The sequence below is a fragment of the Streptomyces sp. NPDC085900 genome (assembly GCF_044540925.1).
In the GTDB taxonomy this organism is placed as follows: Bacteria; Actinomycetota; Actinomycetes; order Streptomycetales; family Streptomycetaceae; genus Streptomyces; species Streptomyces gilvifuscus.
Genome location: NZ_JBITSP010000003.1, coordinates 1 through 21,806, shown reverse-complemented (window position 1 = coordinate 21,806; position 21,806 = coordinate 1). Strand labels below are relative to the sequence as shown.

The window sequence follows — 21,806 nt, the reverse complement described above, 5'->3', positions numbered from 1 at the left end:
GGCGGGCGCCGCCGTTCACTTCCGCACGACCTGGTCGTCCGTGGCGTCCTTGAGCGCGTCGTCGTAGCCGCTCGCCGCCTTGTCCACGGACGTGTCGCCCGTGGTGACGCCCTCCATGGCCTCCTGGATGGCGGTGGAGACCTTCGGGTACGCGGGGTAGGCGGGCCGGTAGTGCGTGCTCGCGACGAGATCCGTGAAGAACTTGATGCCGGGCTGCGCCTTGGCGTACGCCGGGTCGCTCGCGACGTCCTTGCGTACCGCGATGCCGGAGTTGGCGATGTACCACTTCTCGGCGTTCGCCTTCGTCTGCATCGTCCTGATGAAGTCGAAGGCCAGGTCGGGGTTGCCGGCCTTGGCGGGGACCGCCCAGGTCCAGCCGCCGGACATGCTCACCTTGCCGGGGGCCTGCCCGTGCTGGGTCGGCATGGACGCCAGCCCCAACTCGCCGGACCACTGCGGCCATTCGTGCCCGCTGCCCTTCAGCCAGGCCTGCGGCAGCCACGACCCGTCGAGGGCGATGCCCAGCTTGCCCTTGGGCAGGAGGTCACCGGCCACGATGGTCTGGATGTTGGGGTCGAGGGCGGTGGAGACGTCGGGCCCGAGCTTCTCCTTGTACACGGTGTGCACGAACGACAGCGCGTCCTTGAAGCCCTGGCTCCCGGCGATCCACTTCTTCGACGCCCGGTCGTACAGCGGGTCGGCGGTGCCGTCGCCCGTGCCGTAGAGCAGCATCTCGAAGGTCTGCATCGTCGCCGCCTCACCGGCGGGCTTGCCGGTGTAGAGGTTGATCGGGGTGACGCCGGGGACCTTCTTCTTGATGGCGCGGGCGGCGGAGAGGACGTCGTCCCAGTTCTTCGGCTGCCAGGTGGCGGGCAGCCCCGCCTTCCTGAAGATCCCCTTGTCGAACCACAGGCCCCGGGTGTCGGTGCCGTCCGGGACGCCGTACGTCTTGCCGTCCTCGCCCTTGGCGGCGTTCTTCGCCGTGTCGATGAACTGCTTCCAGTCCGGCCACTTGGCGAGGTAGGGGTCGAGCGGCTTCAAGTACCCGCTGGTGATGTCGGAGTTGATGAGGAAGGTGTCCTCGTAGACCAGGTCCGGCGCCGTCTTGGGGGAGCGGAGCATCTGCTGGACCTTGGTGTAGTACTCCGAGTCCGGGGCCTTGATGGGGATCAGCTCGACCTTCTTGCCCGGGTACTTCTTCTCGAACTGCTTCTTGATGTCGGCGAGATAGCCGTCCATCACCTTGATGGAGTTGTCCGTGGACTGCTTGAAGGAGACCTTCACGGTGTCCGGGCTGCTGCCGGAGCCGCTGCCGCAGGCCGTGAGGGCGGTCGCGGCGAGGGCGGTGGTGAGGAGGACGGGGAGGAGGGGGAAGGCGGCGGTGGGGCGCACGGGCATGACCTCCTGCGGCTGCACTTCGTCGTGGCGCGGGATGACTGCCCGGTGAACGTAAGTGGAGTGGTCTAGTCAGGTCAATGCGTGTGCGCGAGATCGGCACGGCCGAGTGCGCGTGCCGCTCGCCGTTCCGAACTACCGCTCGCCGCCCGGCCGTTCCTTCCGCTCGGCGACGAACGGGCCGTTTGAAGGTGCTGCCGCGGAAGTCGAGATGATCCCCTCCGTACGTCGCCGCCGGCCGGGACCCCTCCCCGTACTGGGCCGCCGGCCGGACCACCCCCGGCCCGCTGTATGCCTGGCCGTTCGCCTGAACGTCCTACGGGCCGCTCACCCACCGGTACTGCAACTCCGGCCGCCCCACCGTCCCGTACTGCGGAGCCCGTGCCGCCCTCCCCGCCTCCACCAGGTGCTCCAGGTACCGTCGCGCCGTGATCCGGGAGATGCCCACCGCCTCCGCCACCCCCGTCGCGGTCATGCCCTCCCCGCGGTCACGCAACGCGACGGTGACGCGCTCCAGCGTCGGCCCGCTGAGCCCCTTCGGGAGTGCCGCCGGGCCGGGCGCCCGCAGCGCGGCCAGCGCGCGGTCCACCTCGTCCTGGCCGCTGGCCTCGCCGGCGGCGCCCCGGAACTCGGCGTACCGCACGAGCCGGTCACGCAGGGTCGCGAAGGTGAACGGTTTCAGGACGTACTGCACGACCCCCAGCGAGACGCCCTCCCGCACCACCGTCAGATCCCGCGCCGAGGTCACCGCGATGACGTCGGCGTGATGTCCCGCCGCCCGCAACGACCGCGCGAACTGCAGCCCGTGCACGTCCGGCAGATGCAGGTCGAGCAACAGCAGATCCACCGCCTGACGGTCGAGCAGCCGCCGCGCCTCCGCCCCGCTGTGCGCCTTGCCGACCGCCACGAACCCCGGCACCCGGCCGACGTACATCACATGGGCGTCCGCGGCCACCGGGTCGTCCTCCACGACCAGCACCCGGATGGGCTGTCCGCTCGTCATATGCCACGCCCCGGGACCACAGCGTCCTCCTCCGCCAACGGCAACCGCACCACGAACTCCGCTCCGCCGCCGTCCGCCTCCGCCACGGACAGCGAGCCCTCGTGCCGCTGCACAGCCTGCCGGACCAGGGCCAGCCCCAGGCCTCGGCCCCCCGGCCCGGCAGGCTTCGTCGAGAAGCCCCGCTGGAAGACCAGGTCGGCGTGGGCGGGGTCCACTCCGCCTCCCGTGTCCGCGACGCACAGGACGAGCTCGGTGCCCTCCGCGTACGCCGTCACCGTCACCCGCGCCCGCAGACTGCCCTGCGCCGCGTCGACCGCGTTGTCGATCAGGTTGCCGAGGATCGTCACCAGGTCCCGCGCCGGCAGCGAGGGCGGCAGCAGGCCGTCGTCGAGGCGGCTGTCCTCCGACACCACCAGTTCCACGCCCCGCTCGTTCGCCTGCGCCGTCTTGCCCAGCAGCAGCGCCGCCAGGACCGGCTCGCTCACCGCCGCCACCACCTGGTCGGTGAGGGCCTGGGCCAGTTCCAGTTCGGCCGTGGCGAAGTCGACGGCCTCCTCCGCGCGGCCCAGCTCGATCAGGGACACGACGGTGTGCAGCCGGTTCGCCGCCTCGTGCGCCTGTGAGCGCAGCGCCTGCGTGAAGCCTCGCTCGGAGTCCAACTCGCCCATCAGCGACTGGAGTTCGGTCACGTCTCGCAGTGTGACGACGGTACCCCGGCGCTCGCCGCCCGACACCGGTGACGTGTTCACCACCAGCACCCGGTCGTTCGTCAGGTGCACCTCGTCCACCCGCGGCTCGGAGGCGAGCAGCGCCCCGGTCAGCGGCGCGGGCAGCCCGAGGTCCGCGACCGACCTGCCGACCACGTCCTCCTCGGACTCCTCCGGCGGCAGCCCCAGCAACTCCCGGCCCCCGTCGTTGATCAGCGCCACCCGGTACTGCCCGTCCAGCATCAGCAGCCCCTCCCGCACCGCGTGCAGCGCGGCCTCGTGGTAGTCGTGCATCCGGCTGAGCTCGGCCGCGTTCATGCCGTGGGTGTGCCGGCGCAGGCGGGCGTTGACGACGTACGTGCCGACCGCGCCGAGGGCGAGGGCGCCGGCCGCGACCGCGAGCAGGGCCCACACCTGGTCCTGCACCTGCTTGCTGATCGCCTTCACCTCGATACCCGCGCTGACCAGCCCGATGATCCGTCCGTTGTCGTAGATCGGGGTGACCGCCCGGACCGAGGCGCCGAGCACACCGGTGTAGGTCTCGGTGAAGGACCTGCCGTGCAGGGCGGGCTCGATGGTGCCGCGGAAGTGCTTGCCGATCTCGCTCTCGCGCGGGTGGGTCCAGCGGATGCCCCGCGTATTCATGATCGTGACGAAGTCGACGTCCGTGCCGCGCATCACCTGCAGGGCGTACGGCTGGAGCTCCGTCGTGGGGTTCGGGGTGTGGATCGCGGCGCGCACGAACGGGGCGTCCGCGATCGTGCGGGAGACCGCCATGGCCTGACGGGCGGCCGCGTCCTGGGCCTGTCGCTGGTCGGTGACGTACGTGAACAGTGCGTATCCGGCCACGACCACCGCTATCAGCACGGCCTGCATGGCGAACAGCTGACCTGCCAGGCTGCGGGGTCTCGGGACGGGGATGCGCATGCCGTCAGTGTGCCTCGCTGGCCGATTGTGAACTAAATGAACGGAAGGGTGACCGCCCTCACAGACGCACGGGATAGTCACCGCAATGCGGAAGCGAGCGGAAGCGGGACATTCGGTTCCAGCGATCGCAGCCGCCGTGGAAGACCGCACCCCCATCCCCATCCCCCGGACGTGAGCCGCACGCCGGTGATGCCGACGAAGACGTCAAGGAGGGCAGCCGTGGCCGCCAGCACCCCCGATACGGCACCTGCCGCACCCGCGCGCAAGCGGGACCGCACCCATTACCTGTACATCGCCGTCATCGTGGCGGTGGCACTCGGCATCGCCGTGGGGCTCATCTGGCCGGACGCCGGTGTGCAGCTCAAGCCGCTCGGTACCGGCTTCGTGAACCTGATCAAGATGATGATCTCGCCGATCATCTTCTGCACGATCGTGCTCGGCATCGGTTCGGTCCGGAAGGCCGCGAAGGTCGGTGCCGTCGGCGGCATCGCGCTCGGCTACTTCCTGGTGATGTCCCTGGTCGCGCTGACCATCGGCCTCGTCGTCGGCAACATCCTGCACCCGGGCGACGGGCTGCACATCACGAACGCCATCAAGGCCTCCGGGCACGACCAGGTGTCCGCCGACGCGCTGCCGCCGGTCGACTTCGTCCTGTCGATCATCCCGCTCACGTTCGTCTCTGCCTTCACCGAGGGCCAGGTCCTGCAGACCCTGCTGATCGCGCTGCTCACGGGCTTCGCCCTGCAGGCGATGGGCTCCACGGGCCGGCCGATCCTGCGTGGCGTCGAGCACATCCAGCGGCTCGTCTTCCGCATCCTCGCCATGGTCATGTGGGCCGCCCCGATCGGTGCCTTCGGCGCCATCGCCGCGGTCGTCGGCTCCGCCGGTGTCGACGCGCTGAAGAGCCTCGCCGTTCTGATGCTCGGCTTCTACGTGACCTGTGTGCTGTTCGTCTTCATCGTGCTCGGTGTCATGCTGCGGGCCGTCGCGGGGCTGAACATCTTCACCCTGTTCAAGTACCTGGCCCGGGAGTTCCTGCTGATCCTGTCCACCTCCTCCTCGGAGTCCGCGCTGCCGCGGCTCATCGCGAAGATGGAGCACCTGGGCGTCAGCAAGCCCGTCGTCGGCATCACCGTGCCGACCGGCTACTCCTTCAACCTCGACGGCACCATGATCTACATGACCATGGCGTCCCTCTACATCGCCGACGCCCTGGGCACCCCGATGTCGATCGGCGAGCAGATCCCGCTGCTGCTCTTCCTGCTGCTGGCCTCCAAGGGCGCGGCGGGTGTCAGCGGCGCCGGCCTCGCCACGCTCGCCGGTGGTCTGCAGTCGCACAAGCCCGCCCTGGTGGACGGCGTCGGCCTGATCGTCGGCATCGACCGCTTCATGAGCGAGGCCCGCGCCCTGACCAACTTCGCGGGCAACGCCGTCGCCACCGTGCTGATCGGCACCTGGACCAAGGAGATCGACAAGGCGCGGGTCCAGCAGGTCCTCGCCGGTGAGCTGCCGTTCGACGAGACGACCCTTCTGGACGAGGACGACCAGCCCCACGCCGAGATTCCCGAGCAGGGCGGCGAGAAGGAGCTGGCGAAGGCCTGAGCCCCGCACTCTGCGAGAGCACCGGGCGACCGATCACTCCCCCGCCGATCAGTCGCCCGGCCGCGGAAGCCGAGTGGCCGAGTCCCACCCCCGTGGACTCGCCACTCGGCTTCCGTGCGTCGGGGGGCCCGGGCCCCCGTCAGGACCCGCGTCAGGCGTCGGCCAGCTTCGTCACCAGGGAGCCGGCCAGTGACGCCGGCACCCCCGCGGCCGTCAGGGCGGTGACCGCCGCGGAGCGGCCGGCCTCCTGCGGCGGCAGCAGGCCGTCGTTCACGGCCTCCATGAGCGCGAACAGCAGCTGCTCGTGCACGTACGCCAGTGCCGGCGCCGGCAGCGGGGAGCTGAAGACGCCCCGGTCCAGGCCCTCCCGCAGCAGCGCGACGGAGGCCTCGCGCACCGGGGCGAGCCGCTCGCGGATGCCCTGCATGGTGACGCTGCGCTGGGCCAGGGAGACCAGGATGCGGTAGCGGTCGGCGACCTCCCAGACCGCGAGGACCGAGCCGGCCAGTGCCTGCGCCGGATCCCCGGTCCCCTCCCGTCCCGCCGCGTGCGCGGCCGCCACGGCCTCCACGGCCCCGTCGACGAGGGTGCCGACCAGCGCCTCGCGGTTGGGGAAGTGGCCGTAGACCGTCCGTCGTACGACCCCCGCGGCGCGGGCGATCTGGTCCATGGACGCGTCGGGGTCGCGCAGCAGTTCGGCGAGGGCGACGTCGAGGATGCGGCGGCGGTTGGCGTCGGCGCGGCTGGTGCTACCCGTGGTCATGGCTGACATTGTGCCTCTCCCGGCTTCTCCTTCAGCGACTTGCACATGGCTGTGCAATCGGCGTACATTACACATCGTTGTGCAAGTGCACAGTGCTGTGCAACCCGCAGTGCCAGTCCACCGTGCAAGACACCCTGTTGCCGAGGAAGGCCACCCCTGCCATGCGACTCTTCCTGACCGAACCGGTCGACCAGACGGAGCGCCCCTACGCCCGGCGTTGGTGGGCGCTCCTGGTCCTCTGCCTGAGCCTGCTGATCATCGTGATGGCGAACACCGCCCTCACGGTCGCGGCCCCCGACATGACCCGCGACCTGGGTCTGTCCAGCGCCGACCTGCAGTGGGTCATCGACGGGTACACCGTCCCGTACGCCGCGCTGATGCTGCTTTTCGGCGCGATCGGCGACAAGTACAGCCGCCGAGGCGCCCTCCTCCTCGGCCTCACGGTCTTCGCGGGCGGCGCGGTCTTCGGCTACCTCGCCGACAGCGCCGCGACGGTGATCGCGGCCCGCGCCGTGATGGGCACCGGCGCCGCGCTGATCATGCCCGCCACGCTCTCCCTGCTCGCCGCGACCTTCCCGCGGGCCGAGCGCGCCAAGGCGATCACCCTGTGGACCGCCACGGCGGGCCTCGCCATCGCCGCCGGCCCCGTCGTCGCGGGCGCCCTGCTGAAGAACCACGGCTGGGCCTCGACGTTCCTGATCAACGTGCCGATCGCCGCCGTCGCGCTCGTCGCCTCGCTCTTCCTCGTCCCGCCGTCCAAGGCCGGTCACAGCGACCGCGTCGACCACGTGGGCGGGCTGCTGTCGGTGGTCTGGATCGGCTCGCTGGTCTACATGATCATCGAAGGGCCGCACTTCGGCTGGGGCGTCAAGGCGGTCACCGCCGCGGTCGTCGCGGGCGCCGGCCTGCTCGCCTTCGTCGCCTGGGAGCTGCGCCACCCGCGCCCGGTCCTCGACGTCCGCCGGTTCGCCCACCGCGGCTTCGCCGGCGCCAACCTCGCCGTCGCCCTGTTCTTCCTCGCCGTCTTCGGCGCCTTCTACTACCTGACCCAGCACCTGCAGTTCGTCCTCGGCTACGACGCCCTGCAGACGGGCCTGCGCATGCTCCCGCTCGCCGGTGCCGTCTTCGTCGGCTCGGCCGTGACCGGCCGGCTCACCCCGCGGGTCGGCATGAAGTGGACGGTCACCGCGGGCATGGTCGGCGGCACCACCGCCCTCGCCCTGCTCACCCGGATCGACGCGACGTCCTCGTACGGCGACTTCCTCGCCCCGCTGATCATCCTGGGTCTGGCCATCGGCCTGGCGCTCTCTCCCTGCACGGACGCCATCATGGGCGCCTTCCCGGAGTCCCAGCTGGGCGTCGGCGGCGCGGTCAACGACACCTCGATCGAGCTCGGCGGCTCGCTCGGCATCGCGATCCTCGGCTCGCTGCTGGCGACCTCGTACTCCGGCCACCTCTCGGACGCCACCGCCGGGAGCCGGCTCCCCGCCGCCACCCTCACCACCGCCCAGGACTCGGTCGGCGCCGGATACGCCGTCGCGCAGGGCATCTCCGAAAAGGCGCGGCAGGCGGCCGCGCAGGCCGCGCGGGCGACCGACCCGCAGCAGGCGGCGCAGCTCAAGGCGCAGGCGCGGGAACTCGCCGCGGGCGCCCGGCAGATGGCCGACGCGGTCGGCTCGTCCTTCTCCTCCGCGGTCGCCCACACCAGCCTGATCGGAGCGGTGGTCCTGGGGATCGGCACCGTCGTGGTCGCCCTGCTGCTCCCGGGCAGGCCCAAGGGCGCCGGGGAAGAGAGCGGTGAGCGGCGGGAACGGGAACTCGTCGGCAGCGCGGCGAACTGACCCGCCCGGAGCGTCGTCTCTTACGTCGATGCACTACCGTGCCGTGCCGGACCGTCCGGGACGGCACGGCCGTATGCACGTATGGAGGCACGGGGGATGAAGATCGACTGGGACCGGCGGACCTGCGCGCGCAAGGGGCACGTCACCTACGCGCCGGACGACCCCCGCCTCCGTGTCCGGCTGCACGCCGACACCGCGCTCGGCGAGGTGTGGCGCTGCCTGCGCTGCGGCGACTTCGTGCTCGGCGAGCCGCACGGCTCGGGGCCGGCCTCCGAGGCGCCGCTCGTGCCGCGCGGCAAGGTGCTGCGCGATCTGTTCATCCTGCGCTTCCTGGCCGTCGAGCGGGCGGTGCGCGGGGTGTTCATCGTGCTGGTGGCCGCGGCGGTGTGGCGGTTCAGCAACAGCCAGGACGCGGTGCGCCGGCTCTTCGACGAGTACCTCAACGTCCTGCGGCCCGTCTTCCGGCACTTCCACTACGACCTCGACCACTCGCCGGTCGTCGGCACCATCCAGAAGACGTTCGGCTACAAGCACTCCACGCTGCTGCTGGTGGCCGGGCTGCTGCTGGCGTACGCGATCGTCGAGCTGGTCGAGGCGGTCGGCCTCTGGTACGCGAAGCGCTGGGCGGAGTACCTGACGGTCGTCGCGACCGCCGCCTTCCTGCCGCTGGAGATCTACGAGCTCACCGAGCACGTCAGCTGGGTGAAGATCACCACCCTGGTCCTCAACATCCTCGCCGTGCTCTACATCGCCCTCGCCAAGCGCCTGTTCGGGCTGCGGGGCGGCCGCAGGGCGTTCGAGGAGGAGCGCCGCAGCGCCTCCCTGCTGGAGGTCGAGGAAGCGGCCGGGGTCCCGGTCTAGACGTCCCCGGCCCACGGGTCGGTGATCTCCCTGAGCAGCGTCAGGGCTTCCCGGAGCTGGTTCATGCGGCGCTTGCCGAGGTGCGCCTCCCATTCCTTCTCCACCTCGGCGACCACGTCCTGGGCGACGGACCGCGCCGCGAGCGCGCGGTCGGCCAGGCACACCAGCCGGGCCCGTCCGTCCTTCGGGTCCGGCAGTCTGCGCACATAGCCCGCCTTCTCCAGCTGGTCCACGAGGAAGCCCGCGGTCTGCTTGGTGACCTGGGCCTGCTCGGCGAGCTCCGTCAGCCGGGTGCCGTCCGGGCCGACGCGCTGGAGCACCCGTGCCTGGGCGGGCGTGAAGTCGTCGAAGCCCGCCTCGGCGAGGACCGCGAAGACACGGTTCTCCAGGGCCCGGTACGGGATGAACAGGAGCAGCCCCGTGTTGAGCTCGCTCTCCGCCGCCATCGTCGGTGCTCCCCTCGCGCCTTGACATTGGTCAGAGGCTCTGACTAATTTGGTCAGAGAAGCTTACCACTTCGAGTGGGCGGTGATCCCATGGGCGTGGCCTTGGAGACGGACGAGCTGTGGCGGTACGTCGACCGTGAGCGGGCGAGTCTGGCCGACCTGGTGGAGAGCCTGAGCCCCGAGGAGTGGCACACGCCGACGCGGTGCGGGGACTGGCGCGTGCGGGAGGTGGCCGCCCATCTGACCATCGGGGCGCGGTCGACGTACCGGACGGTCGTGAGAGACATGATCCGTGCGCGGGGCGGCTTCGACCGGATGGTGCACGACTCGGCGGTGCGCGCGGCCCGGGCCCCGGTCGAGGAGATCGTCGGCCACCTGCGCTCCGTGGTCGGCTCCCGCCGCATGGCGCCCCTCACCACGCCCCGCGAGTCGCTGCTCGACGTCGTCGTCCACGGGCAGGACATCGCGCTGGCCCTCGGCCGCGTGCGGGAGGTGCCGCCGCCGGCCGCCCGGGACGCGGCCGAGCGGGTGTGGACGATGCGCTTCCCGCCCCGTCCGTGGCCGCTGCCCGGCAAACGCCTCGTCGCCACCGACATCGAGTGGACACGCGGCGCGGGCGAGGAGGTCAGGGGCCCGATCGCGGGGCTGCTCCTGCTGCTCACCGGCCGCCCGGAAGGGGCGCGGGAATGGCTCGGGCGCACCTCCGTGCCGGAGCAGTGAGGGACTCGGCGGACCACGGGGGGCGGGGGAACGGGGCGGCGGGCCCGGACGAGGGCCCGCCGCGCACGCGCCCGTCGGCCGTCCGGGGGGACGTGCCGCAAATCCTTTGACCCGCGCGGCCCGTCGCCCCCAGGGTGGAGGGCCTCGGGGGCTGACGAGCGACGCACGGAGGCGGACCACATGGGGGAGCCCGGCAAGGTGGAGATCCTCAGCACGGACGAGTACGAGCGGAAGTACGGGCGGGAGCGCGAGTCCTCGCCGCTTCCGCTGGACCGGGTGGGCGAGCTGTTCTGGGAGTTCCTCTCGGCCGTCGCCCACCCCAGGCCCCAGCACGCGGACGGCCGCCGGGACCTCGCCCAACGGCTGCGCGAGCACCTCGGCTCGGCCCCGACCGACCGGCCCGTGGTCAAGGCTGCCTACGCGCCCTACGACCTGCCCAACGTCCACCTCGCCCTGGAACGCTGGTTCGCCGCCGACGGACGCTCGCACGAGCTGATCGGCATGCGCGGCGCCCAGCACCACGGCGAACTCACCCTCGGCGACATCATCGAGGCCGCCGACCGCTACGACCGCTTCGTGGTCGGCGCGGTGGACTACGCGCACCTGCCGGTCTCCCCGGACGAGGAACTGGCCTGCGTCTCCTGCGGCTTCTACCTCGGCTCCGAGGGCGAGGAGCGCTTCGCCGTCCTGCTGCGCGGCCCGCAGGACGAGTACGGACGCAACAAGGTGGAGCTCGAAGTCCTGGCCGGGCGCAAGGAGTTCGCGGACCGGTTGCTGGCCGAGATCGACGCCCTCGTGCGCGAGCACAACATCTTCCGCGGCCAGGTCCTGTCCTTCGAGGGCTCGCAGTTCGGCCACGGCCTCGGCCCGTTCCGCTTCCACCGCCGCCCCGGTCTGACCCGCGAGGACATCGTGCTGCCGGCCGGCCTCCTGGAGCGGGTCGAGCGGCAGGTCGTCGGGGTGGCCCGGCGCCGCGAGCAGCTCCGCGCGGCCGGCCAGCACCTGCGCCGCGGCCTGCTCCTCTACGGCCCTCCCGGCACCGGCAAGACCCACACGATCCGCTATCTCCTCTCCCACCTCCCCGAGTTCACGGTCGTCGTCCTCTCCGGCGAGAGCATCCAGGCCATCGGTCCGGCCTGCGCGCTCGCCCGGATGCTGCAGCCCGCGCTCGTCGTCCTGGAGGACTGCGACCTGATCGCCGAGGCCCGCGACTACGGCGGCGGCGAGCAGCCCCTGCTCTTCCAGGTGCTGAACGAGATGGACGGCCTCGGCGACGACGCCGACGTCGCCTTCCTGCTCACCACCAACCGTGCCGACCTCCTCGAACCGGCCCTCGTCCAGCGCCCGGGCCGCGTCGACCTCGCCGTGGAGATCCCCCTCCCGGACGCGGAGGGCCGCGCCGCCCTGCTCGCGCTCTACGGCGGGACGCTCGACCTCGGCCAGGACATCGCGGACGAGGTGGTGGCCCGCACGGAGGGCACCACGGCGTCCTTCACCAAGGAACTGGTGCGGCGGTCGGTGCTGCTCGCGGCCGAGCGGGAGGCGCCGCGCACCGAGGCGGCGGACGTCCGCGAGGCGCTCGACGAACTGCTGTCGGACCGCGACCGGCTGACCCGCAGGCTGCTCGGCGTACCCGGCGGCCGGGACGGCGAGGACGACGAGGAGTGGGCCGAGGAGGGCCGCCCAGGAGGGAGGGGCGCCCGGAGCGGGCCGGCGCCGGCGCCCTTCGGGCCGTCGCCCGGTCTCGTCATGCCGCCGCCGCCCGGTCCGACCTTGCCTTGACGCAGGCGTCAACGCCTACCGTCGTACTCATGCGAATCGGCGAGCTGGCCGCACGGGCCGGGACCACGACGCGAGCGCTCAGGTACTACGAGTCGCGCGGGCTGCTGTCCGCGCGGCGCGACGAGCTGGGACACCGGACGTACGACGAGAACGACCTGAGGCTGCTGCGGCAGATCAGGACGCTCCAGGACTTCGGGTTCGACCTGGAGGAGACCCGGCCCTTCGTGGAGTGTCTGCGCGCGGGACACCCGGAGGGCGACTCCTGCCCGGCCTCGCTCGCGGTCTACCGGCGCAAGCTGGCCGAACTCGATGAGCTGATCGGCGAGCTGCAGGCGGTCCGGGCGCAGATCGGGGTGCGGCTGGCCTCGTTCGATACGGAGCCACCGTTGTGCGAACTGGGAGGGCAGGGATTGTGATCAGGGCTGCTGGTGTTTCCGAGGTGACCGACGCGGATTTCACGACCGAGGTCATCGGTTCGGCATTGCCGGTACTGGTGGAGTTCACCGCCGACTGGTGCCCGCCTTGCCGGCAGATGGGGCCGGTGCTGAGCGCCCTCGCCGCGGAGGAGGGCGAGCGGCTGAAGGTGGTCCAGCTGGACGTGGACACCAATCCGGAGACGACGAACGCCTACAAGGTGCTGTCCATGCCGACCTTCATGGTGTTCCGGGACGGTGAGCCGGTGCGGTCGATGGTGGGGGCGCGGCCCAAGCGGCGGCTCCTGGCGGAGATCGAGGACGCCCTCTGAGCCGAGGACATAAGAAGAAATCCCCCGGGCAATTGCGCCCGGGGGATTTTCTTGCGTATATTCAATGGTTCGCGACTTCATGGGATATGGGTCGCGAAGAAGTTCAGTAGGCACAGTATATCGGCGCGGGAGTGGAATTGTCAAACAGCGATGAAATTCGCGGTGAGCAGGAATTCATCGACACCCTGTACGCCCGCGCGGACGCCCTGCGCGCAGGTACCGAGACCGGTGTCACGGACGCGCTCGCCCAGGGAAACACGCCCATGCAGGCCCGGCTCGAGCGGGACATCCTGGTCGCCGAGCGGTCGGGACTGCTCGCCGCGCTGAACGCCGTCGACGGCTCGCTCTGCTTCGGCCGGATCGATCTCACCTCGGGGACGAAACACCACATCGGCCGGATCGGCCTGCGCACGGACGACGCCGAGCGCACACCGATCCTCATCGACTGGCGGGCCGAGGTCGCCCGCCCGTTCTACCTGGCCACCGGCCACACCCCGATGGGCCTGCGCAGGCGCCGGCACATCACCACCAGCGGCCGCACGGTCACCGCCCTGCACGACGAGATCCTCGACCTCGGCGACCGGGAGCGCACCGGCCACGAGGACCCGACCGGCGACGCCGTGCTGCTCGCCGCGCTCGACGCCGCCCGCACCGGCCGGATGCACGACATCGTGCAGACCATCCAGGCCGAGCAGGACGAGATCATCCGGGCACCGCACCGCGGGGTGCTGGTGGTCGAGGGCGGCCCCGGCACCGGAAAGACGGCCGTCGCCCTGCACCGGGCCGCCTACCTCCTCTACGAGCACCGGGAACTCCTCGCCAAGCGGGCCGTCCTCATCGTCGGCCCCAACCCCGCCTTCCTCGGCTACATCGGCGAGGTGCTGCCCTCCCTCGGCGAGACGGGCGTGCTGCTCGCCACGGTCGGGGAGCTGTTCCCCGGTGTGAAGGCCACGGCCACCGACTCCCGCGAGGCGGCCGCGGTGAAGGGCCGCGCCGACATGGCGGACGTGCTCGCCGAGGTCGTACGCGACTGGCAGTCGCTGCCCGACCCGGTGATCGCGATCGAGCACGACCGGGAGGTGCTGATGCTCGACGACGGCCTGGTGAAGGTCGCCCGTGAGAAGACCCGGGCCGCGCGGCTGCCGCACAACGTGGCCCGCGAGCACTTCGAGGGCCACATCCTCAACACCCTCACCGAGCTGTACGCCGAGCGCGTCGGCACCGACCCCTACGACGGCGGCAGCCTCCTGGACGAGGCCGACATCACCCAGATCCGCGACGAACTCGCCGAGAACCCCGAGGTCTGGGCCGCCGTCGACCAGCTGTGGCCGCGGCTGACCCCCCAGCGCCTGGTCGCCGACTTCCTCGCCGACCCCGTCGGGTACCTCCCGGACGAGGACGCCGCCGCGGTCCGCCGCCCGGTGACCCGCGAGTGGACCGTCGCGGACGTGCCGCTGCTGGACGAGGCGGCCGAACTGCTCGGCGTGGACGAACGGCTGGCGCGGGCGCGCGCGGAACGCGAACGGGAGACGCAGGTCGCCTACGCGCAGGGCGTGCTGGACGTCTCCTACGCCTCCCGCACCTACGAGTTCGAGGACAAGGACGAGGAGGACTCCGAGGTCCTGTCCGCGCACGACATCATCGACGCCGAACGGTTCGCCGAACGCCAGGAGGAGGACGACCACCGCAGCGCCGCCGAGCGCGCGGCCGCCGACCGGACCTGGGCGTTCGGGCACATCATCGTCGACGAGGCGCAGGAGCTGTCGCCGATGGCCTGGCGGCTGCTGATGCGCCGCAGCCCGACCCGCTCGATGACCCTGGTCGGCGACCCCGCGCAGACCGCGGAGGCGGCGGGCGTCGGCTCCTGGCAGCAGATCCTCCACCCCTACGTCGAGGACCGCTGGGAACACACCCGCCTGGGCGTCAACTACCGCACCCCCGCCGAGATCATGGAGCTCGCGGCGGCCGTGGTGCGCGCCGAGAACCCCGGCTTCGAGCCGCCGAGCTCGATCCGTTCCACCGGTGTACGGCCCTGGGTCCGCGCCACCGACGACCTGCCCGGCGCGGTCGCCGAGGCGGTGAAGGAGCTGACCCCCGACGAGGGCCGGCTCGCCGTCATCGCCCCGCGCCACCTCCACCGCAGGCTCGCCGCGCGGCTGGACGGGGTGACCGCGGGCACCGAGCCCGACCTGACGAAGACCGTCGTACTCCTCGACCCGCGGCAGGCCAAGGGGCTGGAATTCGACTCCGTGCTGGTGGTGGAGCCGGGGCTGTACGGCACGAGCGATCTGTACGTGGCACTGACCCGGGCCACCCAGCGCCTGGGTGTCCTGCACACCGGGCGACTGCCGAAGGCGCTGGTCACCGCCTGAGCGAGACCCCTGGCCCGGATGCGTACGTGCTCTCACCCGGGCCAGGGGCGTCGGTGTCCTCGGTTCAGGCCGGTCGCAGCCAGATGGTCGCGAGCGGCGGGAGGGTCAGGCGGATGCTCGCCGGGCGCCCGTGCCAGCCCTGCGGCTCGGGCTTGATGACGTCCGCGTTGGTGACATCGCCGCCGCCGTACTTGCCGATGTCCGTGTTGAGGTACTCGTGCCAGGCCGGTACGTCGTCGGGGGCGCCCAGCCGGTAGTCCTGCCGGACGACGGGGGAGAGGTTGGAGACGGCCAGCAGGGGGCTGCCGTCGGCGGCGAACCGCAGGAACGCGAAGACGTTGTCCTCGGCCGCGTCGCCCACGATCCACTCGAAGCCCGCCGGGTCGATGTCCTGCTGCCACAGCGCCGGGGTGTGCCGGTAGACGGTGTTGAGATCGCGGACCAGGTCCTGCACCCCGCGGTGGTCGGCCTGGGCGCCGTAGCCCGGGTCGAGCAGCCACCAGTCGGGCCCGCGCGCCTCCGACCACTCCGCGCCCTGCGCGAACTCCTGCCCCATGAACAGCAGTTGCTTGCCGGGGTGGGCCCACATGAAGGCCAGATAGGCGCGCAGGTTGGCGCGCTGCTGCCACCAGTCGCCGGGCATCTTGGAAACCAGCGACCGCTTGCCGTGGACGACCTCGTCGTGCGAGATCGGCAGCACGTAGTTCTCGCTGTAGGCGTACACCATCGAGAACGTCATCTCGTTGTGGTGGTACTTGCGGTAGACCGGCTCGTGGCTCATGTAGTCGAGCGAGTCGTGCATCCAGCCCATGTTCCACTTCAGGCCGAAGCCCAGGCCGCCGAAGCCGCCCGGACCGCGGTGGTGCGTGGCCCGTGTGACGCCGTCCCACGCGGTGGACTCCTCGGCGATGGTCACCACGCCCGGCACCCGCCGGTACACCGTCGCGTTCATCTCCTGCAGGAACGCCACCGCGTCCAGGTTCTCCCGGCCGCCGTGCTCGTTCGGGACCCACTGCCCCGGCTCGCGCGAGTAGTCCAGGTACAGCATGGAGGCCACCGCGTCGACCCGCAGGCCGTCGATGTGGAACTCCTCGCACCAGTAGACGGCGTTCGCCACCAGGAAGTTGCGGACCTCGCGGCGGCCGTAGTCGAACTCCAGGGTGCCCCAGTCGGGGTGCGCGGACCGCAACGGGTCCTCGTGCTCGTACAGCGGCCGCCCGTCGAACTCGGCCAACGCCCAGTCGTCGCGCGGGAAGTGGGCCGGAACCCAGTCCATCAGGACGCCGATGCCGGCCTGGTGGAGCGCGTCGACCAGATACCGGAAGTCGTCCGGGGTGCCGAGGCGGGCCGTGGGCGCGTAGAAGCCGGTGACCTGGTAGCCCCAGGAGCCGCCGAAGGGGTGCTCGGCGACGGGCATCAGCTCCACATGGGTGAAGCCGAGGTCCTTGACGTACGCGGGCAGCTGCTCGGCGAGTTGACGGTATGTCAGACCCGGTCGCCAGGACGGAAGATGGACCTCGTAGACCGAGAAGGGCGCCTGGTGGGCGGGGAGTTCCGTGCGCCGGGACAGCCACTCCTCGTCCTGCCACTCGTGGTGGGAGGCGGTCACGACCGACGACGTGTTCGGCGGGGTTTCGGTGCGGCGGGCCAGCGGGTCGGCGCGCAGGGTCTTCGAGCCGTCGGGGCGGGTGATCTGGAACTTGTACAGCTCGCCCTCGCCGACCCCGGGCAGGAACAGCTCCCAGACACCGGAGGAGCCCAGGGAACGCATCGGATGGCCGGTGCCGTCCCAGAAGTTGAAGGTGCCGGCCACGTGCACTCCGCGCGCGTTCGGCGCCCACACCGAGAACCGGGTGCCGGCCACGCCCTGGTGGGTCATCGGGTGTGCGCCGAGCACGGTCCACAGCTGCTCGTGCCGGCCCTCCCCGATCAGGTGCAGGTCCAGCTCGCCCAGCGTCGGCAGGAATCCGTAGGCGTCCTCGGTGTCCTGGACGGCGCCCTCGTACGTCACCTGGAGCCGGTAGGCCGGAACCTCGGCCAGTGCCACCAGCCCGGAGAAGAACCCGTCCCCGTCGTCGTGCAGCTCCGCGCGCAGTTCCCCTGCGACGACGGTCACGGCCAGCGCGTACGGCCGGAAGACGCGGAAGGCGACGCCGCCGGGGACGAGGTGGGCGCCGAGGACGGTGTGCGGGTCGTGGTGCGTACCGGCCAGCAGCCGCTCGCGGTCCCCGGCGTCCAGGGCGGCGGACGCCTCCGGCGGAGGAGCGGTGGCCGGCGAGCCGGCACCTGTCGCGGGAGCGACCTCGCGAGAAGCACTCGCGGCGACGGCATCCTCGGCGGCAGGGGTGTCCGCGGTGACCGCCCGGGGCGCGGTGGCGCCGGCGGTGGTCGCCTCGGAGGCGACCTTCTTCGTCGCGGCCTTCCTGGCCGGGGTCTTCTTGGCGGCGGTCTTCGCCGGGGCGGCCTTCTTCGCGGCCGCCTTCCTCGCGGCGGCCGGTGCCGCCGTGGTCTTCCCCGCGGTGGTCGCCTTCTTCGCCGCCGCCTTCTTCGTGACGGCCTTCGCGGCGACGGCCTCCTGCACGGGGGTCTGCTCGGCGACCGGCTCCTCGGCGGCGGCCTTCTTCGCCACCGCCTTCTTCGCGATGGCCTTCTCGGCCGGGGTCTTCGCCGCGACGACCTTCTTCGCCGGGCTCTTCTTCGCGGCGGTCTTCTTCGCCGTTCCCTCGCCCGCCGCGGCCGTTCGCGCCACGGCCTTCACGGGCGTCGCCTTCTTCGCGGCGGCTTTCTTCGTGACCGCCTTCTCGGCAACGGCCTTCTTGGCCGCCGCCTTCTCGGGCGTGGCCTTCTCGGCCGTCTTCCTGGCGGCCGGCGCCTTCTTCGGCGCGACGGCCTTCTCCGCCACCTTCTTCACAGTTTTCGCGGCCTTCTTGGCCGTGTCCTCGGCCGACTTCTTCGGACTCTTCGGATCCGAACCGCTGGACGTGGGGCGGGGGGTCACGGGCTGCGCCTCCTCGGCGAGGGTCGGTCGGTTCAGTACAGGTCGGACGTGGCGTAGTGCTCTATCGCCGCCATCGGGACGGACAGCCACTCGGGGCGGTGACGGGCCTCGTAGAGCACCTCGTATATCGCCTTGTCCGTTTCGTATGCTCGCAGCAGCACCGGATCGGTGCGTGGATCCTGGCCGCTGACCTCCGCGTATCCGGTGCAGAAGGCGGCCCGGCAGGTCTCGGCCCAGCCCTCGTCGGGCCGTTCGGCGGAGTGGGCCGCGTAGTCGAAGGACCGCAGCATGCCCGCCACGTCCCGCTCCGTCGGCTGCGGCATCCGCCGCTCCGCCAGCGGTTTCGACGGCTCACCCTCGAAGTCGATCAGCCACCACTGGCCGCCCGGCGAGCGCAGGCACTGCCCGAGGTGCAGGTCCCCGTGGATGCGCTGCGCGGTCCAGGTGCGGCCCTCGGCGGCCAGGTCGGCCAGCGCGGTGAACGCCGTGCGCAGCGCGGGCGCGTACGGCCGCAGCGCGGGCACCGCCTGCGCGGCCACGTCGAGGCGTTCCGTCATGCCGTCGGCCAGCAGCTGCATCTGGGTGTGCCCGAGCGTGACGGTCGGCAGGGCGCGGGCGAGTGCCGTGTGCACCTCGGCGGTGGCGCGGCCCAGCGCCCGGGCCTCGCTGCCGAAGTCCTCGCCCTTGGCGAGTTCCCGCAGCGCCAGCTCCCAGCCGTCGGAGGCACCCTGCAGGAAGGGCTGCAGCACGCCGAGCACGTACGGCTCACCGCCCAGCTCCGCCCGGACCCACGCCGTCGGCGCCGGCACCCGGGGGCAGCCCTCCCGGGCGAGGGCCAGCGGCAGCTCCAGATCGGGGTTGACGCCGGGCACCACCCGGCGCAACAGCTTCAGAATGAACGTATCTCCGTAGATGACGGAGGAGTTCGACTGCTCGGCGGTGACCACGCGCGGGACGAGTCCGGAGCGGATCTCGAGGCCGCTCTCGCGCTCGAAGCGCAGCCCGCCGATCCGGGCCTCGGAGCGCATGGCCTCCAGGAGCACCTCGGCGGACCGGCCGTCGTACAGGGCCTCGTAGACCGTCCGTCCGGCGAGCGGACCGTCCTCCACGTGTCCGATCAGCGCGGGCGCCAGCCGGGGCGGCAGCGCCTCGCGCACGCCTATCAGGAGCTGGTAGCAGTCACCGGGGTGCGGCTCGGCGCCCAGGGTGAGCGGCTGATGGGCGCGCACCAGCAGGTGGTACAGGCCCAGCTTGCCGCCGGCCGGCAACAGCTCGGTGGCCTCCACCAGCGAGAATCCGGTGACCGGGCGTCCCTTGCCCGCGAACCAGCGCTGCCTCGGCAACCATTCCCTGAGCAGTGGATCCAGGGATTCCAGCAGGCCAGGACTGGTCTTGCCGGAAAGTGTGACCGTTTCCGCCATAACGTCACATTCCTTTCCCCGGGGTGGGCGGGGTGTTACGTATGCGTGCCCCGGGTGGGGCAGAGGAAACGCCCCACCCGGGGTTCTGCCTGGCTCTACGTCGGCTCCTTGCGCAGCCGGAACCAGTAGAAGCCGTGGCCCGCCAGGGTCAGCAAGTACGGCAGGTCACCGATGGCGGGAAAGCGCACCCCGCCGAACAGCTCCACCGGATGCCGGCCGTTGAAGATCCGCAGATCCAGTTCGGTGGGCTGTGCGAAGCGGGAGAAGTTGTGCACGCACAGCACCAGATCGTCCTCGTACTCCCGCAGGAACGCCAGTACCGCCGGGTTCGACGACTGGAGCTCCGTGTAGGACCCGAGACCGAAGGCCAAGTTCTGCTTGCGGATCTCGATCATGCGGCGGGTCCAGTGCAGCAGCGACGAGGGCGACGACATCGACGCCTCGACGTTGGTGACCTGGTAGCCGTAGACGGGGTCCATGATGGTCGGCAGGAACAGCCGCCCGGGGTCACAGGAGGAAAAACCCGCGTTACGGTCCGGTGTCCACTGCATCGGGGTGCGCACGGCGTCGCGGTCGCCGAGCCAGATGTTGTCGCCCATGCCGATCTCGTCGCCGTAGTACAGGATCGGCGAGCCGGGCAGGGACAGCAGCAGGGCGGTGAACAGCTCGATCTGGTTGCGGTCGTTGTCCAGCAGGGTCGCGAGGCGGCGGCGGATGCCGATGTTGGCGCGCATCCGTGGGTCCTTGGCGTACTCCGCCCACATGTAGTCGCGTTCCTCGTCGGTGACCATCTCCAGGGTCAGCTCGTCGTGGTTGCGCAGGAAGATGCCCCACTGGCAGCCGGAGGGGATCGCGGGCGTCTTGGCGAGGATCTCCGAGACCGGGTAGCGCGACTCCCGCCGTACGGCCATGAAGATGCGCGGCATGACGGGGAAGTGGAACGCCATGTGGCACTCGTCGCCGCCGGACTCGTAGTCGCCGAAGTAGTCGACGACGTCCTCGGGCCACTGGTTGGCCTCCGCGAGGATCACCGTGTCCGGGTACTGGGCGTCGATCTCCTTGCGGACCCGCTTGAGGAAGTCATGGGTTGCCGGAAGGTTTTCGCAGTTCGTGCCCTCCTCGGCGTAGAGGTAGGGCACGGCGTCGAGGCGGAAGCCGTCGATGCCCAGGTCCAGCCAGAACCGCAGCGCCGAGATCATCTCCTCCTGCACGGCCGGGTTCTCGTAGTTGAGGTCCGGCTGGTGGGAGAAGAACCGGTGGAAGAAGTACTGCTTGCGGACCGGGTCGAAGGTCCAGTTGGAGGCCTCGGTGTCGACGAAGATGATCCGGGCGTCCGCGTACTGCTTGTCGTCGTCGGCCCACATGTAGTAGTCGCCGTACGGGCCGTCGGGATCCCGGCGCGACTCCTGGAACCACGGGTGCTGGTCGCTGGTGTGGTTCATGACGAAGTCGATGATGACCCGCATGCCGCGCTGGTGGGCGGCGTCGACGAACTCGACGAAGTCGGCGAGGTCGCCGAACTCCGGCAGGACGGCCGTGTAGTCGGAGACGTCGTAGCCGCCGTCACGCAGCGGTGACTGGAAGAAGGGCGGCAGCCACAGGCAGTCCACTCCCAGCCACTGCAGGTAGTCGAGTTTGGCGGTCAGGCCCTTGAGGTCGCCGACGCCGTCGCCGTTGCTGTCCTGGAAGGAGCGGACGAGGACCTCGTAGAAGACCGCGCGCTTGAACCACTCCGGGTCCCTGTCCTTGGCGGGGGTGTCCTCGAAGGTGTCCTGAACGGGCTCGTTGACGATCATATGGTGGGTGACCCTCCGATCTGCGGGGTGGACGGTCGCAGGACGGTGAACACGTGCGCGGGACGAGTGCCCGGTTCGAGGCGTACGTAATTTGCCCTGCCCCAGTGGTAGGTCTCGCCGGTGAGCTCGTCGCGCACCGGCACCGACTCGTGCCAGTCCAGGCCGAGTTGCGGCATGTCCAACGAGACCGTGGCCTCCTGGGTGTGGTGGGGGTCGAGGTTGGCGACCACCAGAACAGTGTTCGACCCGCTCCGCTTCGAATACGCGATGACCGCGTCCTGGTCCGCGTGGTGGAAGTGGAGGTCGCGCAGTTGGCGGAGGGCGGGGTTCGCCCGCCGGATGGTGTTGAGTTTGGTGATCAGGGGGGTGATGGTGCGGCCCTGGCGTTCGGCCGTTTCCCAGTCGCGTGGCTTGAGCTGGTACTTCT

General features: G+C 71.0%; 17 protein-coding genes. 8 read left to right on the top strand and 9 right to left on the bottom strand.

The genetic code is table 11. The features are described from left to right. Positions 1–15: 15 nt before the first annotated feature. The 3 genes from ACIGDI_RS09430 to ACIGDI_RS09420 all read right to left on the bottom strand — a co-directional run bounded on the left by ACIGDI_RS09430 (position 16) and on the right by ACIGDI_RS09420 (position 4,032). Positions 16–1,398, bottom strand: coding sequence for an extracellular solute-binding protein (locus ACIGDI_RS09430; protein WP_399893066.1), 1,383 nt, complete (start codon positions 1,396–1,398; stop codon positions 16–18). A gap of 313 nt (positions 1,399–1,711) precedes the next feature. Then, a complete protein-coding gene (locus ACIGDI_RS09425; protein ID WP_399893063.1) occupies positions 1,712–2,398 on the bottom strand; it encodes a response regulator in 687 nt (228 codons plus the stop codon). Continuing rightward, a complete protein-coding gene (locus ACIGDI_RS09420) occupies positions 2,395–4,032 on the bottom strand; it encodes an ATP-binding protein (RefSeq protein WP_399893060.1) in 1,638 nt (545 codons plus the stop codon). Before ACIGDI_RS09420 ends, ACIGDI_RS09425 begins: the two co-directional genes overlap by 4 nt. A gap of 219 nt (positions 4,033–4,251) precedes the next feature. Here ACIGDI_RS09420 and ACIGDI_RS09415 point away from each other — a divergent pair, with 219 nt between their 5' ends. After that, a complete protein-coding gene (locus ACIGDI_RS09415; protein ID WP_399893057.1) occupies positions 4,252–5,634 on the top strand; it encodes a cation:dicarboxylate symporter family transporter in 1,383 nt (460 codons plus the stop codon). Between the two features lie 151 nt (positions 5,635–5,785). Here the strand turns inward: ACIGDI_RS09415 and ACIGDI_RS09410 are convergent, their stop codons facing one another. Further along, on the bottom strand, positions 5,786–6,397 hold the full coding sequence (locus ACIGDI_RS09410) for a TetR/AcrR family transcriptional regulator (protein WP_200703736.1): 612 nt from the start codon (positions 6,395–6,397) through the stop codon (positions 5,786–5,788). Between the two features lie 161 nt (positions 6,398–6,558). Between ACIGDI_RS09410 and ACIGDI_RS09405 the strand changes: the two genes are divergently transcribed. Next, positions 6,559–8,238 carry an MFS transporter gene (locus ACIGDI_RS09405; RefSeq protein WP_399893053.1) on the top strand — a complete coding sequence of 560 codons (1,680 nt, stop codon included), beginning with the start codon at positions 6,559–6,561 and terminating at the stop codon, positions 8,236–8,238. 96 nt (positions 8,239–8,334) lie between these two features. Further along, a complete protein-coding gene (locus ACIGDI_RS09400) occupies positions 8,335–9,099 on the top strand; it encodes a DUF2127 domain-containing protein (protein ID WP_399893050.1) in 765 nt (254 codons plus the stop codon). On the opposite strand, the gene ACIGDI_RS09395 is transcribed toward ACIGDI_RS09400, so the two are convergent. Next, entirely contained in the window at positions 9,096–9,545 is a 450-nt protein-coding gene (locus ACIGDI_RS09395; protein WP_399893047.1) for a MarR family winged helix-turn-helix transcriptional regulator, read from the bottom strand. The two genes, ACIGDI_RS09400 and ACIGDI_RS09395, sit on opposite strands and share 4 nt — an antisense overlap. Positions 9,546–9,635: 90 nt before the next feature. Between ACIGDI_RS09395 and ACIGDI_RS09390 the strand changes: the two genes are divergently transcribed. The 5 genes from ACIGDI_RS09390 to ACIGDI_RS09370 all read left to right on the top strand — a co-directional run bounded on the left by ACIGDI_RS09390 (position 9,636) and on the right by ACIGDI_RS09370 (position 15,164). After that, positions 9,636–10,265 (top strand): maleylpyruvate isomerase family mycothiol-dependent enzyme, encoded by a 630-nt coding sequence (locus tag ACIGDI_RS09390; RefSeq protein WP_399893044.1) that lies wholly within the window; start codon positions 9,636–9,638, stop codon positions 10,263–10,265. A gap of 180 nt (positions 10,266–10,445) precedes the next feature. After that, positions 10,446–12,047, top strand: a complete 1,602-nt coding sequence (locus ACIGDI_RS09385) for an AAA family ATPase (protein WP_399893041.1) — start codon at positions 10,446–10,448, stop codon at positions 12,045–12,047. A gap of 29 nt (positions 12,048–12,076) precedes the next feature. Continuing rightward, the gene (locus ACIGDI_RS09380) at positions 12,077–12,463 is read left to right on the top strand and encodes a MerR family transcriptional regulator (protein WP_142142576.1); all 387 of its coding nucleotides are present in this window, start codon (positions 12,077–12,079) and stop codon (positions 12,461–12,463) included. Further along, positions 12,460–12,792, top strand: a complete 333-nt coding sequence (locus tag ACIGDI_RS09375) for a co-chaperone YbbN (RefSeq protein WP_142142577.1) — start codon at positions 12,460–12,462, stop codon at positions 12,790–12,792. Before ACIGDI_RS09380 ends, ACIGDI_RS09375 begins: the two co-directional genes overlap by 4 nt. A gap of 155 nt (positions 12,793–12,947) precedes the next feature. After that, entirely contained in the window at positions 12,948–15,164 is a 2,217-nt protein-coding gene (locus tag ACIGDI_RS09370) for a HelD family protein (RefSeq protein ID WP_399895193.1), read from the top strand. Between the two features lie 64 nt (positions 15,165–15,228). Here the strand turns inward: ACIGDI_RS09370 and glgB are convergent, their stop codons facing one another. The 4 genes from glgB to ACIGDI_RS09350 all read right to left on the bottom strand — a co-directional run. Continuing rightward, positions 15,229–18,162, bottom strand: a complete 2,934-nt coding sequence (glgB, locus tag ACIGDI_RS09365; protein ID WP_399893036.1) for a 1,4-alpha-glucan branching enzyme — start codon at positions 18,160–18,162, stop codon at positions 15,229–15,231. Positions 18,163–18,194: 32 nt separating this feature from the next. Next, entirely contained in the window at positions 18,195–19,583 is a 1,389-nt protein-coding gene (locus ACIGDI_RS09360) for a maltokinase (protein WP_384821766.1), read from the bottom strand. A 95-nt stretch (positions 19,584–19,678) separates the two neighbouring features. Continuing rightward, entirely contained in the window at positions 19,679–21,379 is a 1,701-nt protein-coding gene (treS, locus tag ACIGDI_RS09355; RefSeq protein WP_399893033.1) for a maltose alpha-D-glucosyltransferase, read from the bottom strand. Next, positions 21,376–21,806, bottom strand: a 431-nt coding sequence (locus ACIGDI_RS09350) for an alpha-glucosidase C-terminal domain-containing protein (RefSeq protein ID WP_399893030.1), incomplete at its 5' end; no start/stop codon positions are given. The genes ACIGDI_RS09350 and treS, both read right to left, overlap by 4 nt.